The sequence below is a fragment of the Planctomonas deserti genome (genome assembly GCF_003067705.1).
Taxonomy (GTDB): domain Bacteria; phylum Actinomycetota; class Actinomycetes; order Actinomycetales; family Microbacteriaceae; genus Planctomonas; species Planctomonas deserti.
Genome location: NZ_QANL01000002.1, coordinates 95,662 through 112,910, shown reverse-complemented (window position 1 = coordinate 112,910; position 17,249 = coordinate 95,662). Strand labels below are relative to the sequence as shown.

The 17,249-nt window shown below is 72.6% G+C and carries 13 protein-coding genes; 3 read left to right on the top strand and 10 right to left on the bottom strand.

Going from position 1 to position 17,249, the window contains the following annotated elements:
* Positions 1–150: 150 nt before the first annotated feature.
* The gene (locus DAI20_RS06885; RefSeq protein WP_108249865.1) at positions 151–1,575 is read right to left on the bottom strand and encodes a phosphomannomutase/phosphoglucomutase; all 1,425 of its coding nucleotides are present in this window, start codon (positions 1,573–1,575) and stop codon (positions 151–153) included.
* Positions 1,572–1,793, bottom strand: coding sequence for a DUF3499 family protein (locus tag DAI20_RS06880; RefSeq protein WP_108249864.1), 222 nt, complete (start codon positions 1,791–1,793; stop codon positions 1,572–1,574). The genes DAI20_RS06885 and DAI20_RS06880 overlap by 4 nt, the downstream gene beginning before the upstream one ends.
* A gap of 144 nt (positions 1,794–1,937) precedes the next feature.
* Here DAI20_RS06880 and DAI20_RS06875 point away from each other — a divergent pair, with 144 nt between their 5' ends.
* Positions 1,938–2,387 (top strand): metallopeptidase family protein, encoded by a 450-nt coding sequence (locus DAI20_RS06875; RefSeq protein WP_108249863.1) that lies wholly within the window; start codon positions 1,938–1,940, stop codon positions 2,385–2,387.
* Positions 2,388–2,509: 122 nt separating this feature from the next.
* Here DAI20_RS06875 and DAI20_RS06870 read toward each other — a convergent pair whose 3' ends face one another.
* From DAI20_RS06870 to DAI20_RS18445, 5 genes are all read right to left on the bottom strand, one after another.
* Entirely contained in the window at positions 2,510–4,039 is a 1,530-nt protein-coding gene (locus DAI20_RS06870; RefSeq protein ID WP_108249862.1) for a DUF5719 family protein, read from the bottom strand.
* Positions 4,032–7,067, bottom strand: a complete 3,036-nt coding sequence (locus tag DAI20_RS06865) for a glycosyltransferase family 2 protein (protein ID WP_108249861.1) — start codon at positions 7,065–7,067, stop codon at positions 4,032–4,034. Before DAI20_RS06865 ends, DAI20_RS06870 begins: the two co-directional genes overlap by 8 nt.
* A gap of 103 nt (positions 7,068–7,170) precedes the next feature.
* Entirely contained in the window at positions 7,171–7,494 is a 324-nt protein-coding gene (locus DAI20_RS06860) for a WhiB family transcriptional regulator (protein WP_108249860.1), read from the bottom strand.
* Positions 7,495–7,716: 222 nt separating this feature from the next.
* On the bottom strand, positions 7,717–8,679 hold the full coding sequence (gene galE / locus DAI20_RS06855) for a UDP-glucose 4-epimerase GalE (protein WP_108249859.1): 963 nt from the start codon (positions 8,677–8,679) through the stop codon (positions 7,717–7,719).
* A 9-nt stretch (positions 8,680–8,688) separates the two neighbouring features.
* Positions 8,689–8,841 (bottom strand): hypothetical protein, encoded by a 153-nt coding sequence (locus DAI20_RS18445; protein WP_159084951.1) that lies wholly within the window; start codon positions 8,839–8,841, stop codon positions 8,689–8,691.
* Positions 8,842–8,955: 114 nt separating this feature from the next.
* On the opposite strand from DAI20_RS18445, the gene DAI20_RS06850 reads away from it, so the two are divergent.
* Positions 8,956–9,909, top strand: coding sequence for a GlxA family transcriptional regulator (locus DAI20_RS06850; RefSeq protein ID WP_108249858.1), 954 nt, complete (start codon positions 8,956–8,958; stop codon positions 9,907–9,909).
* A 135-nt stretch (positions 9,910–10,044) separates the two neighbouring features.
* Here the strand turns inward: DAI20_RS06850 and DAI20_RS06845 are convergent, their stop codons facing one another.
* The 3 genes from DAI20_RS06845 to manA all read right to left on the bottom strand — a co-directional run bounded on the left by DAI20_RS06845 (position 10,045) and on the right by manA (position 15,771).
* On the bottom strand, positions 10,045–12,333 hold the full coding sequence (locus DAI20_RS06845; RefSeq protein ID WP_108249857.1) for a LasA N-terminal domain-containing protein: 2,289 nt from the start codon (positions 12,331–12,333) through the stop codon (positions 10,045–10,047).
* A gap of 163 nt (positions 12,334–12,496) precedes the next feature.
* Positions 12,497–14,479 carry a hypothetical protein gene (locus DAI20_RS06840; protein WP_108249856.1) on the bottom strand — a complete coding sequence of 661 codons (1,983 nt, stop codon included), beginning with the start codon at positions 14,477–14,479 and terminating at the stop codon, positions 12,497–12,499.
* Between the two features lie 23 nt (positions 14,480–14,502).
* Positions 14,503–15,771 carry a mannose-6-phosphate isomerase, class I gene (gene manA, locus DAI20_RS06835; protein ID WP_108249855.1) on the bottom strand — a complete coding sequence of 423 codons (1,269 nt, stop codon included), beginning with the start codon at positions 15,769–15,771 and terminating at the stop codon, positions 14,503–14,505.
* 226 nt (positions 15,772–15,997) lie between these two features.
* Between manA and DAI20_RS06830 the strand changes: the two genes are divergently transcribed.
* Positions 15,998–17,176 carry an acyl-CoA dehydrogenase family protein gene (locus DAI20_RS06830; RefSeq protein ID WP_108249854.1) on the top strand — a complete coding sequence of 393 codons (1,179 nt, stop codon included), beginning with the start codon at positions 15,998–16,000 and terminating at the stop codon, positions 17,174–17,176.
* The last annotated feature ends 73 nt before the right edge of the window (positions 17,177–17,249 follow it).

The window sequence follows — 17,249 nt, the reverse complement described above, 5'->3', positions numbered from 1 at the left end:
GAACTTTGGCCCTGTGGAGAACTTCCACGCGCGACTCATCGAGCCCCATGCGACAGCACCGTGCGTCCCGCCGAGAAGCTGGGGGACAGTGCGGGCCGCGTTCGCGTCACCGGGACCGCAACGCGTGCGCCCCGGCGTACCCGCCGCGGGTCAGGCGCGGATGAGGGCGAGCACGCCGTCGCGGACGCGCTCCATCTGCTCGCGCGAGCCCGCCTCGACGTTCAGCCGGAGCAGGGGCTCGGTGTTCGAGGGGCGGACACTGAACCACCAGAACGGCTCGTCCCCGTGCACGATGCCGGTCACGGTGAGGCCGTCGAACTCGTCGAACTCCGCGATGCCGGTGTAGGCGTCGACGATGCGCGAGTAGGCCTGCGGCACGTCCGCGACGGTCGAGTTGATCTCGCCGGACAGCGCGTACGGGGTAAAGCGGGCGGACAGCTGGGACAGCGGCGCCGGCTGCGAGCCGAACTCGGCCAGCAGGTGCATCGCGGCGAGCATGCCGTTGTCCGCTCCCCAGAAGTCGCGGAAGTAGTAGTGGGCCGAGTGCTCGCCGCCGAAGATGGCACCGGTCGCGGCCATCTGGTCCTTGATGAGTGAATGGCCCACGCGCGTGCGGACCGCGGTGGCCCCGGCGGCCTCGATCGTCTCGGGGACGATGTTCGAGGTGATGAGATTGTGCAGCACGGTGATCTCGGCGTCCGGGTGGCTGGCCCGCTCGCGCTGGATCTCGCGCAGGGCGACGATCGCGGCCACCGCGGACGGCGTCACCGCCTCGCCGCGCTCGTCCACGACGAAGCAGCGGTCCGCGTCGCCGTCGAACGCGAGGCCGAGGTCGGCGCCGTGCTCGACGACCGCGCGCTGCAGGTCGACGAGGTTCTTCGGCTCGAGCGGGTTCGCCTCGTGGTTCGGGAACGTCCCGTCGAGCTCGAAGTACATCGGCACGATCTCGATGGGCAGCGCGGGCAGGCCGGCCTCTGTGCCGAGCACCGCCGGGACGGTGAGGCCGCCCATGCCGTTGCCGGCATCCACGACCACGCGGATGGGCCGGATGCCGGACAGGTCGACGAGCGAGCGCAGGTACGCGGCGTAGTCGCCCAGCACGTCGAGCCGGCGCTCGGTGCCCGGCGTCTCAGCGGTCGGGATGCCGTCCGTCAGGAACGCCGCGGCCCGGTCCCGAATCGCGGCGAGGCCGGTCTCGAGGCTGATGCCCTGGGCGCCCGCGCGGGAGAACTTGATGCCGTTGTAGGTCGCGGGGTTGTGGCTCGCCGTGAACATGGCGGCGGGAGCGGTGAGGTGGCCCGAGGCGAAGTACGTCTCGTCCGTCGAGCAGAGGCCGATGGCGACGACGGATGCGCCACGCGCCCGGATGCCGCGCGAGAACGCGGCGGAGAACTCCGGCGAGGAGTCGCGCATGTCGTGGCCCACGACGATCTCGGCGCCCGCGGCACCCAGCTCGTCGGCGAAGCCGGCGCCGAGCGCCTCGACGATGTCCTCGGTGAGCGTCTTCCCCACGAGGCCCCGAACGTCATAGGTCTTGACGATGGCGTTCAGGTCCGCGACGGGGTCCGATTTCATGCTCCGAAACCTACATCACCCATCACGACGTGCCGCACGATCTGCCAGCCCTGAGGCGCGGACAGCCGCTCGGCGTGCTTGTCGCACAGGTCGTAGCTGTGCGGCTCGGCCTTGGTGCTCAGCGGACCGAGCACGGCCATCGAATCGGCGTAGACGTAGGTGAGGGTTGTCGTCGCGTAGTGGGCGCAGGCGACGCGGGAGCACGGCCGATTGATCATTTCTCCCCCACCATACCCACGGATGCGCCCGCGCCCGGGAAGGCGTGCGGGGCGCCCCCGCATCCGTGCTTCCCGCGGTCGCCCGGCCCCACCGACGGGACCGCCGAGCACGCCGGTGTCGTCCGCCGCGCCTACCATGGAGTCATGGCCCGACCCCGGCGCAGCGTCACCGCTGCCGTCCCTCCCGTCCGCGGAGCGTTCCGCGACCGGCACGGTCGCGGCATGCGCTCCTCCGTCGCCGGTCCCCACCTGCCGATGCTGCGCAGCCGCATCGACCTGTTCGAGATGACCGTCGCGGCCACCGCCGAGTACCTCCGCGGCGCCTGGCCGGACGAGCTCGCCGACGTGCGCTTCGAGGTCGGCGCGCTCCCCATCGCGCTGCGCGGCTCGGACGGCATCGACCGGTGGAGCGTCTCGCACGAGCAGCGCCGGATCGTGCTGTACCGCCTGCCCATCGAGCGGCTGGCGCGCCTGCACCGCCACGACGAGATCCACCTGCGCATGCTCATCGAGAGCTGCGTGCTCCGGGCCGTGGCCGAACTGCTCGGCAAGGACCCGTGGGACATCGCCCCGGACCGGTTCCGCCACTTCTAGCCGTCGCCTCACCGGTCCGCCGGCGCCCGGCCGATGTGCGGATCGCAGGATCGCCGCGGATCGCAGGCTCGCCGCACCCGCACCCGCACCCACATGCGCACACGCGCACGGGAGCGCCCCCCCTACGGGTAGACGCGGAGCGGGCTGGCCGAGGGGTTGCCGGGGTTGATCGGGAAGGCCGACAGCTGACCGTCGCCGAGGAACGTCACGGATCCGAACAGCGGCTCCGGCGAGGACAGCCGGTACACGGTGCCCGCGACCACCGGGGCGCTCACGGGCGCGCCCGCGGGCACGTCCACGACGATCTCCGCCGCACCCTCCGCCGCGGGCGTCGCGGGGGTGAGAACGGCCTGGACAGGCGCGTCCCCGAGGTTGAGGAGGTGCACGCGGGGGTCGGGGCCCTGCGGTACGGCCACCAGGGTCTCGCCGGAGACGGGCCCGGACGGCGCGACGAACCAGGCGAGGTCCACCGCGCTTGCGCCGCCGCCGGTGCTCGACCGCGCGCTCGCGACGACGGGCACCGTCGACTCGACGGTCACGGTGTACAGGCCCTCGGCCAGGTCCTCGGTGAAGGGGATGTCGGTCACGCGGCCGGCCGGCGCTTCGAACGGGAAGGACAGGCCCGCACCCGCGGACCCCGCCTCGGCGCGCACGCCGATCGTGAGCACCGCGTCCTCGTTCCCGGGCACGAACACCCGCAGCGCGGTCTCGGTGTCCGATCCGTCGCTCTCCTCGGCCGGCGCGGGCGGCGTTCCCCCGGCGGCGGCGTCGCCGCCGGCCTCGGGCGGAGCAGGCGGGGCAGCCGGGTCGACCGCCGCGTCCCCGGCCGCCGCGGACACCCGCAGCCCGGGCAGCACCTGGGTGAGGCCGGGTCCCGCCGTGAGGCCCGTGAGCTCGACGCCACCGGGCTCGAGGCCGCGGACGACGCTGGACTGGAGCGCCGCGACGACCTGTCCCCCCGTGCTCTGCACGCGCACGACGGGCGACGCGATGTCGGGGGCGAGGCCGGCGAGCGGGATGATGCGCTGCGCCCCGGCGACGATGGAGATGCCCGCGGAACCCGGCGCGCTGACGGGCCCCTCCTCGCCGAAGATGGTGAGGTCGACGGTCGCCGTGACGGCCGACGGGTTGCTGAGGAGCAGGATGCTCGTGCGGCCGACGACCGTGGAGCCCGCGGCCAGCCAGCCGTCGCTGCTGGCCTCGGCGCAGGCGGTCGCCGAGAAGCCCACGCTCTCACCGGCGTTCACGACCTGGGACTGCCCGCCGGCGAGGAGCAGAGGATCGCCCTCGGCGGTGCCGGGCGCGGTGAGCACGAAGGGCGAGCCGTCGGGGCCGCCCTCGGAGGCGACGTCCGGCACGGCGATGCGGTTCACCCCGGGGCCCTCCCCCGTGGAGGTGCCCGCGGTGGCGCTCGGGGACGCGAGGAAGGACGTCGCGGTGGCGCTGCCGCCGGCGCCGATGCCGATCAGGCCGCCCGGGCAGAGACGCTGCTGACCCGTCGCCTCGGGCGTGATGAGGGAGGACGGCGGGGTCCGGTCGACGGCGGGCAGGGGAAGGATCGTCCCGGCGGCCACGACGCCGCCGAGCACGGCGAGGCCCAGCACGCCCCCGCCGATGCGGGCGCCGCGGCGCAGGCGTGGGTGCTCAGTCATCGTTCCCCCTCCCGGTTCCGCTCGTCACCTCGGGCCGGTGGACCCCGAGAACGGGCGGCACGTCGTCGACCTGCGGGATGTCGCCGATCTCCTCCGGCTCGAGCGCCTGCCCGGTCGGCTCGTCGACGTACACGTCGAGCACGCTGTCGTCGTCCGCCCGCGGCGCGTCGTCGTCGGCGCGGGTGTCCGCGTCGACGGTGCGCCGCCGCACCTCGGGCAGCGGGCGCCCGCTGGTCACGAGGCCGCCGGTCGGGATGGCGAGCAGCAGGGTGAGCCCGAACACGAGCGCCTGCATCGTGAGCACGCCGAGGCCGATCGGGGTGTCGGTGTTGCCCGGCTCCTCCGGCCAGGTCCCCGGCAGCTCGTCCGCGGCGGGGTATCGCCAGAGGACCCCGGAGGACGTGTCGCCGACGCGGGTGAGGAGCGGGTTCTCGTCGAGGGCGGCCGAGACGCGAGCCTCGACCTGGTCGGCCGCGCGGGGGTCGGAGCGGCCGAGGAAGGAGGCGGGCTCGAGCAGCACGAAGCCCACCCGGAGGTCGTCGAGCTCCGGGGAGGCGTCCAGGCCGCTGCGCGAGCCGAGGTTGACGGCGAGCAGGCCGAGGCGCCGGTCGCCGGGCCCCTCCTCCGTGGCCGTGTAGGTCAGGGTCGTCTGCTCGTCGAGGGTGTCACCGGATCCGCGTTGCAGCTCGGCCGCGAGACCACCGTCGCGAGTCGGCCGGAGGACGAGGGTGCCGATGCCCGGCCGGGCGACCGCCTCGGCGGTGACGAAGGCGGGAAGGGTGCGGCCGTCGCTCGCCCGGACGACGGACGTGCCGAGCACGGGCGCGAGCAGGACCGGCAGCACGAGCACGAGCGCGCCGACAGCCGCGGCGAGAGCGGGCGCGATCGCGCCCCGGCGCACGGCGCCGAGCGAGACGATGGCGGCGCCGACGAGACCCAGCCAGGCGAGGCTGAGCGCGGACCCCGGCCACACGGCGACGGCGTCGGAGCCGGTGAAGGCCACGAAGACGCGGCTGACGAGCACGGCCGTCGCGAAGCCGAGCACGGCGATGACCAGGCCAACGATCCCGCGAGCGGCGCCGGGCAGCAGGAGGGTGGCGAGGGCGACCAGCACGAGCGGCGCGATGAGCACGGTGCCGAGCGCGGCGCCGTCCGCGCCGGCCAGGCCAACGCCCGCGAGCAGGTCGGCGAGGTGAGCCGGCGTGCCCGCGGGGTAGCCGATGGCGAGCGACCAGCTGCTGCCCGGCCGGAACGCCACGGGGACGCCGGGATCGGCGAGCAGCGCGAGCCAGTCGCCCCGGCTCGCCTGGAACCACACGAGCGGAGCGAACAGCGCGGCCAGCGGCACGGGGACGGCGAGGATGTGCAGGAGCCGGCGGCCACCGGTGGCCAGGGCGAGCAGCCAGACGACGAGCAGCGGCGGGATGAGGGAGGGGGCGGCCGCGCCGATCGCGGCGAACAGCAGAGCGGTCGCGGCGGAAGCGCTCCAGGAGCGGGCGGCGGCCAGCCCGGCGAAGAACAGCCACGGCAGCATCAGGTGGGCGAGCACGGCGGAAAGCCGACCGGTCTGCAGCGCGACGAGGAAGGAGGGCGCGAGCACCCACAGCAAGGCGGCCAGGGCGCGCAGCCAGGGACGCGCGGTGAGGCGGGTCGCGGCGAACCAGGCGCCGAGGGCGGCGAGCGGCAGGGCGGCGAGGAAGAGGTACACGATGCTGCTCGACGGCTCCCAGAAGGTGAGCGTGCCGAGCACGGCGAGGAGGGCGGCGAAGGGATCGGCGGGACCGACGAGCCCGATGGCGGTGTCGCGGTAGCCGTAGCCCACGTGGGACCACAGCTCCCCCACCGTCGGGCTCAGCGGGAGCAACGGACCGCCCCGCACCGCGGTCGCGCCGAGAAGGGGGGCGAAGAGCACGGCGGCGAGCACGATCGCGCCGAGCACGACCCAGGCGCCGCCGGTGGAGAAGAACGCGATGCCGTGCGTGCGGACGGCGTGCGCGGCGCGGTACTGCTCGCGAGCCAGCATGCGGCGCCGCCTGCCCGCGGTGAGGGGCTGCCGCAGGGGGGCGATGGCGGACCAGCCGACGGTCTTGTGGTCCGCGATCCGGCGGCGGGCGGCGGGCACGCTGCGGCCGGAGAACGCGACGGCGAGCGCCGCCCGGACCTCCCCGGGTGCGGCGGTCGGGTGCTTGCGCACCATCTGCAGCAGGGCGCGGAGCACCCCGAGCGGCAGCAGGGAGAGCCAGTGGACGACGACCATGACCGCCGGGGCATATGCCAGCCTGCGGTGCAGCTGGGCCGTGCGGGCGAGGCGGACCCGCCTGCGGCGCGGCGTGTGGGCGCCGAGGTGCGCGGTGCCGGGCGCGCGCTCCCCGGCCGAGGCGATGCGCGCGGACGGCACGAGCTGCACGCGGTGACCGGCGAGCCGGACCCGCACGCAGAAGTCGAGGGCGTCGTCCACCGCGGGCAGGCCCGGGTCGAACCCGCCGAGCTGTCGCCACAGGCGGTGCCGGACGAGCATGCCGCCCGCCGCGACGGCGAGCACGTCGCTCAGGTTGTCGTGCTGGGCCTGATCGAGCTCGCCGTCGATGATCGGCACGGAGGCGCCGAGCGTGGTGATGGTCTCGCCGAACTCGTGGATGTAGGCCGGGTCGTCCCAGGACATCTGCTTCGGTCCGGCGACGGCGACGGATGGCGCGACCTCGACGGCCCCGAGGAGCGCGGCGAGCGCGTCCGGGTCCGGCGCGTTGTCGGCTGCAAGCAGCCACAGCCACTCGTCATCCGACTCGGGCTGACCGGCAACGCGGATGGCCGCCTCGATCGCCTGACCGAAGGACAGGGTCCCCGGCGCGGATAGCACCTGCACGGAGGGGAAGGCCGCCATGAGGTCGGCGGACGAGTCGCTGGAGTCGAGGTCGACGGCGATGAGCCGGTCGACGGGGCGGGTCTGCGCCGCGAGGGCCTCAAGGGTTCGGGGTAGGTGCGAGGCCGCGTCGCGAGCGACGAGGATTGCAGTGACTCTGGGACGCATCGGCTTCGACTTTAGACGGGGCTGCCTGCGTGGCTCCCAGGCGACCCGGCGAGTTCACAACGGGCGCGGGGCCGGGCGGCTTCGCGTGCGGGGCCCGCCCGGGTCAGACCGCGCGCTTGCGGAGCTTGCGGCGCTCCCGCTCGGACAGTCCGCCCCAGATGCCGAAGCGCTCGTCGTTCGCCAGCGCGTACTCGAGGCACTGGGACCGGACCTCGCAGGACTGGCAGATCTTCTTGGCGTCGCGGGTCGATCCGCCCTTCTCCGGGAAGAAGGCCTCGGGGTCCGTCTGGGCGCAGAGCGAGTCCGCCTGCCAGGCCAGGGGGTTGTCGTCCTCGGCAACCGGGCGACGGACGCCGGGAACGCCGAGATCGACGGGGTCGACGAACCAGTCGTCAGGGACACCCGAGCGGAATTCCGAACCAGCCATACCACGAACTCCCCACGACGCGGGCCAGCGACTTGCCCGCGTTCATCCCCATAATTACATCGGTGTAACTACCCCCGCGTCAAGTCGCACATCGTAAACCTTGAGGTGGTTATCGAGGGTTCAAGACAGGCCGGGCGTGTCGGAATTGCAATGCGGGTGTTATCCGGCCGGCCCGCCGGCCGACGGCGTCGCCCTGGAAGCCCCGATCGCGCTGGGAGCGGGTCAGCCGGCGCTCCGCCTGGCCTCCCACGCGCTGCGCACCATGTCGGTGAGGCTGTGCCGCATGCGCCAGTCGAGGTCGCGCGCCGCGAGCTCCCCGGACGCCACGATGCGCGCCGGGTCCCCCGCGCGGCGCGGGCCGACCTCGGGCTCGAAGTCGATGCCGGTCACCTCGGCGACGGCCGTCATGATCTCGCCCACGGACACGCCAGAACCGCTGCCGAGGTTGTAGACCGGCTCGACCGGCTCCCGGGCGTCCAGCCTGCGGGCCGCCGCGACGTGGGAGATCGCGAGGTCCGCGACGTGGATGTAGTCGCGCACGCACGTGCCGTCGGGCGTCGGGTAGTCCGTGCCGTTGATGCGTGGGACGCCACCGCCGAGCAGCGCCTCGAAGACGAGCGGGAACAGGTTGTGCGGGCTCACGTCGTAGAGCCGGCTGGAGCCGGACCCGACGACGTTGAAGTAGCGCAGGCTCGTGTGGCGCAGGCCGGCGGCGACCGCCTGGTCGCGCAGCAGCCACTCCCCGATGAGCTTGGACTCGCCGTAGGGCGACTGCGGGTTCTTCGGCGTGTCCTCGGTCACGAGGTCCGTGTCCGGCGTGCCGTACACGGCGGCGCTCGAGGAGAACACGGCGGCGTCGACGCCGGCGCGCTGCATCTCCTCGAGCAGGAGCACCATGGCGGTCACGTTCTGCTGGTAGGTGTGCAGCGGCTTCGTGACCGACACGCCCGCGTACTTGAAGCCGGCGATGTGCACCACACCGGAGATCTCGTGCTGCTCGAAGGCGCCGCGCACGACGTCGCGGTCCAGCAGCGTGCCGCGCACGAAGGGCACCCCCTCGGGCACGAACTCCTCGCGGCCGCTGGACAGATCGTCGAGCACGACCGCCTCGAGTCCGGCGTCGAGGAACGCCTCGACGACGTGTGAACCGATGTAGCCGGCGCCGCCGGTGACCAACCAAGCCATGAGGGAAGGCTATCGGAGCAGCGGACCCCTCTCCTCGGTCAGGACGCGGCGATCGGCGGGGATGGTGCTCGGGTGGCCGTAGCCGTCTCGCAGGACCTGCGCGACCGTGAGGACGACGATGATCACCGCGAGCAGCGCGGCGATCGAGAGCAGAATCATCATGGCAGGAACGCTATGATCTTGTGTCTGTCTGCCACGAGTGGCAGACTCGTCAGTCATCGGCATATTCCTGCCAGCGCGTTCCTCCCGTCCTCACTCCATAGAAAGAAGGCCTGCATGCTGCGCAAGGTCGTCTGCCTCACCCTCCCCGGCATGGCACCGTTCGAGTTCGGCGTGCTCTGCGAGGTCTTCGGGATCGACCGCAGCGACCAGGGCGGACCGCAGTTCGACTTCCACATCGTGGCGGCGGAGCCGGGGCCCATCCCGATGAAGCTCGGCTTCGACATCGTCGTGCACGAGGGGCTGGAGGCGGCCGAGGACGCCGACCTCATCGCGGTGCCCGCGTTCCTGGACCAGGAGGTGCACCCCGAGATCCTCCGCGTCGTGCGCGAGGCGGAGCAGCGCGGCGCGTGGATCCTCAGCGTCTGCAGCGGCGCCTTCGTGCTTGCCGAGGCCGGGGTGCTGAACGGCCGCCGCAGCACCACCCACTGGATGTACACCGACCGACTGGCCCGGGAGTACCCGCTGACCGACGTGGATCCGGACGTGCTGTTCGTCGAGGACCGGAAGGTTGTCACGGGCGCCGGCACCGCGGCCGGCATCGATGCGGCCCTGCACATTGTCCGCAAGGAGCTCGGCGCCGCCGCGACCAACGTCATCGCCCGGCGGATGGTCGTGCCGCCCCAGCGCGACGGCGGCCAGTCCCAGTACATCGAGTTCCCGGTGCCCTCGGTGCGAAGCGACTCGTTCGCCAGGGTGACCGACTGGATGCTCGAGAACCTCGATCAGGACCTCACGGTCGACCAGCTGGCCCGCAAAGCCCTCATGTCGTCCCGCACCTTCGCCAGGCGCTTCCGCGCCGACATGGGCACGACCCCGGCGGCCTGGCTGAACCGCCAACGCATCATCCGCGCCCAGCAGCTGCTCGAGCAGGGCGACGAGGGCCTCGAGACGGTGGCGGCGAAGGCCGGCTTCGGCACCGCGGCCGTCATGCGGCACCACTTCCTCAAGGTGCTGCAGACGACGCCCGCCACCTACCGTCGCACCTTCGGCGCCCGCGACGCGGGCTGACCGCAGCGCACCGAACCGAACCGCACCACATCGGACCGGATAGCACCGGACCGACGGCACCGGGACGCGAACGGGGCGGCCGGCACACCGTGCCGACCGCCCCGTTCTCCGCCCGTTGCTCGAGCGTCGGTGGCCCTAGAACCCCTGTCCGGCCGGGATGGTGGCCAGGCCGTCGCGCGACATAGTGAGGATCGTCGGTGCCGAGCCGCCGTTGCGGGACACGAGCGCGGACCAGGAGCTCGCCGCACGGCGCTTCCCGCCCTCGATGACGTACACGGTGGGCTGCCCCTCGGCCTTGACGAACACCCGCGAGAGCGGCGACGTCGAGGCGACCGTCAGCCGGCCGCAGGTGTCGGCGCGCAGGGCCGTCTCGCGCAGCCCGAGATCCGCTCCCGAGGAGAGGCGGTACAGGGCGCCGCCCGCACCGAAGTACCGGCCGGCGCCGGGGCAGGACCACACCGCGGATGCGGACTCCGCGACGGTGGCGTAGCCGGCGAGCGCCGAGTTCTCCACCGTGGAGTACCCGCGGACGCCGAACTCGGCCGGGGTCGCGAAGTTCGAGATCGGGATCTTCCGGTCCATCCCGTCGACCAGGTAGACGCGGGGGTCGGAGACCGTGCGCACCAGGGTCGCCGGCGGAAGGATGTCCGTCCCCTTGGCGATCCCCGAGATCGTCGCGCCCGACACCTGCGCGATGACCGGCGACCGGCCGTCGGTGAGCCAGAGCAGCGCGTCGAGCGAGACGAGTCGCCGCAGCTCGCCGTAGCGGAGCGCGTACACCGTCGGGGAGTCCGCGGCCTTCAGGAAGACCGAGCCGGGGATCGTCTGACCCGCGGGCACCCGGGCGCAGGTGTCGCCGGACAGCGCGGAGACGCGGAGCGAGTACTCGGCCGGGTTAGCGATCGCCATGCGGCGCCCGCTCGCGGCCAGGAAGGTCTGGCCGTCGCAGCGGATGCCCATGCTGAGCGACTCGCTCGCCGTCTGGTAGTCGTCGATCACCTCCGCCGGCTCCACGGTGTAGCCGGAGATGCCGAGCTCCCCCGCCGTCGCGAAGCTGTTCACGGGGACCTTGCGGTCCCAGCCGTCGACGAGGTAGATCTGCGGCCTCGACGGAGACTTGACCAGGGTCGCCGGCTCCATCAGCGGGTGGCTCGTGCGGAACCGCTCCGCGACGGACGCGCGCATGACGGCCATGTAGGACGGCCAGCCGCCCGCGTAGGCGACGAGGGCGTCACCCGTCGTGAACGCGGCCTTCGACCCGTCGGACCGCACCGTGTAAACGTCCGGCGCGCCGGGCAGCCGGAAGTAACGGGTCATCTCGCCGCCACGGGGGAACTTGGCCAGCTGGCCCGGGGTGAGCGCCATGGCCCTGTCGCAGCTGAACCCGTAGAACGCCACGAGGTCGCACGAGGCGAACCGGTGCCGCGCACCCTCCTGCACGAGCGAGATCTCGCCCGAGGCGGGGTCGCGCACGAGCTCGGACGCGTTCGGGCCGACCGTGAAACCGGCGAGGTAATCGGCGCTGACCACGCGGTGACCGCCGAGCTTCGACAGGGCCGCGAACACCTCGCCGTTCGGCACGTAGTACCGGGTGGTGCCCGAGATCAGCCAGAGGCGCTCGTCCGTCGCGGTGCGGACGAAGTCGCCACCGCCGCCGCCCTGCGTGCTGCCGAACCAGTCGGTGAACAGGCGCCAGAAGTTGCGGTTGCCATAGGCGGAGCAGCGGTCGCCGACCCCGTACATGTTGCCGAGCGCCGCGCTGTTCGGCTGGTAGGGCGTGTAGATGTAGAGGCCGGCCGTGGCCTGGTTCTCGATGTACACCGGCGACGACCCGCACGAGGAGTCCGGGTTGTAGAGGATCGTGTTGGTGCGGCCCGCCTGGTAGCGCCACTGGGACGCGGTCGCCTGGTAGACCCGGTACTGCCGGGCGGCGCTGTAGACCTGGTTGAAGAAGCCGTAGTACTGCGCGTCGCACGGTGCCGTGTCCGGGCAGGCGAAGCCGGTGGCGCTGCGGTACTGGCGCGCCGAGGGCGAGGCGTCGGTGACGAGCCCCTGCTCCTTCTCGAGCAGCACGAGGAGCACCTGCGGGTTGATGCCGCAGGCGCGGCCGACGGCCTGCAGGATGCCCGCCGCGCTCATGGTCTGACCCTGGATCGCTCCGCAGCGGGAGTCCGCGGAGCGCGAGGAGAACGCCTCGCTGTACGACTTGAGGCAGGTGTAGCCGGTGTCGCAGGACGGCCGCCTGGCGTTCAGGAAGCTCTGGATGGCACTCGTCGACATGCTGTCGCCGTCGTAGAAGACCGCGTCGGAGATGATGTTCCCCGGCCGGAAGTCCGCCCCGTTCGCCGCCTGCGCGCTCTCCGTCGCCGGCGAGGCCACGAGAAGCGCCGCCGCCAGCGCGAGGACGGCGGCCGTCGCCGCCATCGCTTTCGCGCCCCTTCCCGCAATCGAGCGCAGAGATTTCCCCAGCATGTGTCCGCCCCTCACAAAACGCGCCACGTCATCGACGGCGCTCACCCGGGTGGGCGACCCCCGCCGCACCCTCGGAACACCCTAGATGAGTCTCGGGAAGGGGTCGAGTCTCCGGTCAGCCCCCGATCGGGGGCACGATCGCCCAGAGAGCCACCGTCGCGTCCTTCCCGTCGGCGGTCTCGTACCCCTCCTGGGCGACCGGGACGAGCAGGTCGGCGTAGCGGGTGGGCCAGTCCGCGCCGCACGCGGAGTCGGTCAGCACGTATCCGCCGTCGGCCTCCGCGAGCGCGTCGGCGTCGAGGGCCCCGGCGATCCTCGACTCCATGTACCGGGCCAGCGGCTGGTACGCCGTCGGCCACGCCATGCCCACGTGGTAATGCGCGAGCGGGGCTCCCGTGAGGATCTTCAGCTGCTGCGCGTCGATGCAGGGGTCCATGCCGAGGAGGAGCTCGGGGTCGGGCCGCTCGGCCACCACCTCGGTCAGCGCATCGTCCCTCGGGGTGTCGAACGCGAGGACCTGGTGGAAGGCGGAGTCACCGGAGAAGCGCACCCAGTCCACCGTCGAGCCGAGCGCGACGACCACGGCGACCACGGTGGCGACGGCGATCGGGATGGACCGTCGCCGTCGCGGTGCCGCGTCCTCCGCCTCCGCTGCGTCCGCATCCGCATCCGCATCAACCCCGTTCGCGTCCGCGTCCGCCGCATCATCCGCGTCGGGCGTCCCGCCGGCCGTCCCGGGCACCGCGTGCCCCGGCGCGGGAACCGGGGAGCGGAGGACGAGGGCCCCGACGGGAAGGATCGTGACGCCCACGTAGAAGAAGAGGTTGATCCAGAGCCGGTACGGCTCCGCGTTCGCGCCCCAGAGGTCGTTCGAGGCGAGGACGAGCCAGGCGGCCGACATGCCGAGCACGTAGGCGACGACCGGCGCCCGCCGGGCGCGCAGCGCCGCCCAGAGGAGCACCGCGAGCGGCAGCAGCAGGGGCAAGGCGCTCGTCCAGCCCACGAGGGGCTCGACCCCGAGGTCCCGGTTCGAGGCGGTCCGGTAGCTGAGGAACGGATCCCCCGTCACCACGCCGACCACGGTGAGGACGACCTGCGGCGAGGCGCCGAGCACCGCGAGCGCGACGTAGCCGAGCACACGGCCGCGGGTCGAGAACGTGACGGCGAGAAGACCCGGCACAGCGGGGAGCATGCCGAACACGAGCGTCGGCAGCTGACCGGCGCTCGCCGCGATCCCGGGCCCGAGCAGGAACGTCACCGGCACGAGCACCGCCGTGACCACCGCGAGGACGACCGACCGGCGGCGCAGGATGGCCCAGACCGCGAGCACGTAGACGACGACGTAGACGGCCGCGAGGAACGAGTAGGTCTGCACGTTGGCCAGCACCCCGATGAGCAGGGAGGCGCCCGCCGTCACGAGCACCCTCGTGCGGGGCGACGCCGGCCGGAACCAGACGACGATCAGGCCGAGCAGCGCAACGCTCGCGAGGCACAGCGACACCGATTCGCCGTTCAGGGTGAACAGCACCCCGAACGGTCCCCACACCACGGCGTGCGACTCGAGCGGCGTGAACCAGCCGTCGCCCCGCAGCCACGAGTACGTACCGAGCACGAACGGCAGCGGGGCGAGGAGCGCGCTCCACCAGCGCCCGGAGACCCGGATCAGCACGGCGCCGAGCACGGCGACGAGCAGGAGCTGCACCAGGACCCCGACGATCTGCCAGGCGGCCACGGGGTGCAGGCCGAACGCCCGGGAGATCAGGCCGAGCACCGTGTAGTAGAGGTGCGGGTACTGGTTGACCCCGGTCTCCGTGAACGGCTCGACGTTGGCCAGCTCGCCCTGGGACGCGTTCTTCACCATGCTCATGTAGGCGAGCTGGTCGAGCGGGAAGTAGTCGCGGAAGCGGTCCACCGACCAGCCGGGCTGGGTGACCAGCATGGACACCTGGGCCCCGAGGTGGGTCGCCATGGCGACGAGCACGGCCAGCACGGCGAGCGCCCCCTCTGCCCGCGTCCGTGTCCGTGTCCGCGTCCCGGTGCCGCTGCCGGTCTGGCGGTGCCGCCGGCGATCGACGGAGGGCTGGCTGGGCGCGGTCACCCGGTAATCGTACGGGGAGGCGTCTACCTCCCCGCGGCGGGGATGCCGCCCACGGTCGCGAGGAACAGCTCGCCCTGCCCGGAGAAGGCCAGCCGGCCCTCGTCGGGCGTCACGTACACCGACTCGCCGCGCACGACGGAGGACGCGGACGCCTCCCCGGTCATCGTCACCTCGCCGGCCGTGCAGATGGCGATGGCGGGCCCGGCGAGGTCGACGTCGGCGGCGCCGGTGGCGGCGTCCAGCGAGACCCGCACGAGGAGGAAGTCCGGCACGTCCGGGCGGAAGACCTCGACCCCGGGCGCCGGGGACTCGGGCGCGAGGTAGGGAACGGGCAGGGGCGTGAACTCGAGCACCTCGAGGAGCTCGGCGACGTCGACGTGCTTGGGCGTCAGACCACCGCGCAGCACGTTGTCCGACGCCGCCATGAGCTCGACGCCGAGGCCCTCGAGGTAGGCGTGGATGTTCCCCGCGGGCAGGTACAGGGCCTCGCCCCGGCGGAGCGACACGCTGTTGAGCAGGAGCGACGTGACGACGCCGGGGTCGCCGGGGTAGGTCTCGGCGAGCCGGGAGACGACGCCGAGCTCGCGCTCGAACCGGCCGCTCGCGGCGACGTCCCGCGCGGCGCGGACCACCCGTTCGACGAGCGCGGACACGTCGTCCCCGCCGGCGGACAGCCACTCGAACACCGCCCGCAGCCCGGCCCCGCCCTCACCGCCCGGCGCGAGCTCGGCCAGGACGCGGTCGAAGAGGTCGCGCCGCCCGTCCCCCGCGCGCTCGTCGCTCTCCGCGAGCGCCGTGACGACCGAGCGCACCTCGTCGACGTCGCGGAAGCCGCACAGGGCGTCGAACCGGTCGCTGAGCGCGTAGATGAGCTCGGGCTTGTGCAGCGCGTCCTTGTAGTTGCGGTGCGGGGCGTCGCCCGGCACGCCGTCCTCGTCCTCGCGGGCGAATCCGCTGCGCGCCCGCTCGATCGTGGGATGCGCCTGCAGGGAGAGCGGCGAGGCGGCGGCGAGGACCTTCAGGAGGAACGGCAGGTACGGACCGTCGCCCTCACGGAACCCGCTCGCGAGCGGGCCGAGCGCGGTCGCCGGGTCAGCGGCGATCCAGTCGGCCAGCGTCCGCGCTCCCCCCACCGAGGAGGGGTCGAGGATGCGGCTGGGGCTTCCCGCGTGCGCGCCGAGCCACAGCTCCGCCTCCGGTCCGCCGCTCGGCTCGGTGCCCAGGAGCTCGGCGATGGCGCTGCTCGAACCCCAGGCGTAGTCGCGGGGCGTGTTGGTGATGCCTACAAACAAGTCGGTGAGTCCCTAGCCGGTAGCTACCAAAACGGCGGCCGGAACCGGTGCGTTGGCCGCAATCTACAAATCTCCTTCGGCGCGGAAACGTGCCGACCTGATCAAAGTACCAAGCGCGTTGGCCCCGCCGCCCGACCGACCTAACCTGATCGCGACCGTATCCTCGACGTCGACGTCGACGCCGCCGCACGGCACCCGCACTTCCCCGACGCAATGGAGCACGCGCATGTCCTTCGAACCCATCCCCAGTGACTTCTACGGGTACGAGAACCTTCTCAGCGACAGGGAGAAGGCCGTGCTCACCGACCTGCGGTCGTACCTCGACGCCGAGGTACGACCCATCGTGAACGAGCACTGGAACCGCGGGGAGTTCCCGCATCACATCGTGAAGCCGCTCGCGGACCTCCACCTGTTCGGAATGCCGTGGGAGGAGACACGGCCCTTCGAGAACTCCGCGGTCTTCCGGGGCTGGGTGGCGCTCGAGCTCGCCCGCGTTGACGCGTCCGTCGCCACCTTCGTCGGCGTGCAGAACGGGCTCGCGATGGGATCGATCGGCCTCTGCGGGTCGCCCGAGCAGCGCGCGGAGTGGCTGCCGAAGCTCGCTTCGGGTGAGACGATCGGCGCCTTCGCCCTCACCGAGCCGCTCTCCGGGTCGGACTCGGCGCAGGGCCTGCGCACGACCGCCGTCCGCGACGGCGACAACTGGATCCTCAACGGAGCCAAGCGCTGGATCGGCAACGCCACGTTCAGCGACGTCACCATCGTCTGGGCGAAGAGCCTGGAGGACGGGCAGGTCAAGGGCTTCCTCGTCCCGACCCGCACCGCGGGCTACTGCGCGACGAAGATCGAGAACAAGATGAGCCTGCGCACGGTGCAGAACGCGGACGTCACCCTCGAGAACGTCGTCGTGCCGGACTCGCTGCGCCTGCAGCGCGCGAACTCCTTCCGCGACACCGCCGCCGTGCTCCGCCTCACCCGGGCCGAGGTGGCCTGGGCCGCGGTCGGCAACTCCATCGGCGCCTACGAGGCCGCGCTCGCCTACGCGGGCGAGCGGGTGCAGTTCGGCAAGCCCATCGCGAGTCACCAGCTCGTGCAGGACCTGCTCGTCAAGTGCATCGGCAATATCACCGCCTCGATCGGCATGGTCGTGCGCGTGTCCCAAATGCTCGACGAGGGCATCCAGCACGACGAGCACTCGTCGCTGGCGAAGGCGTACACGACGGCGCGCATGCGGGAGACCGTCGCCTACGCGCGCGAGATCCTCGGCGGCAACGGCATCGTGACCGACTACGACGTCGCCCGCTTCTTCGCGGACGGCGAGGCCATGTACTCGTACGAGGGCACTCGCGAGATGAACACGCTGATCGTCGGACGGAGCATCACGGGCAAGGCGGCCTTCGTCTGACGCCCCGGCCGAGCCGTCCCGCCGGCTCCGCCGCCGCGGGGCGGTCGGCGGGACGCTCTGCCGCCACTTACCC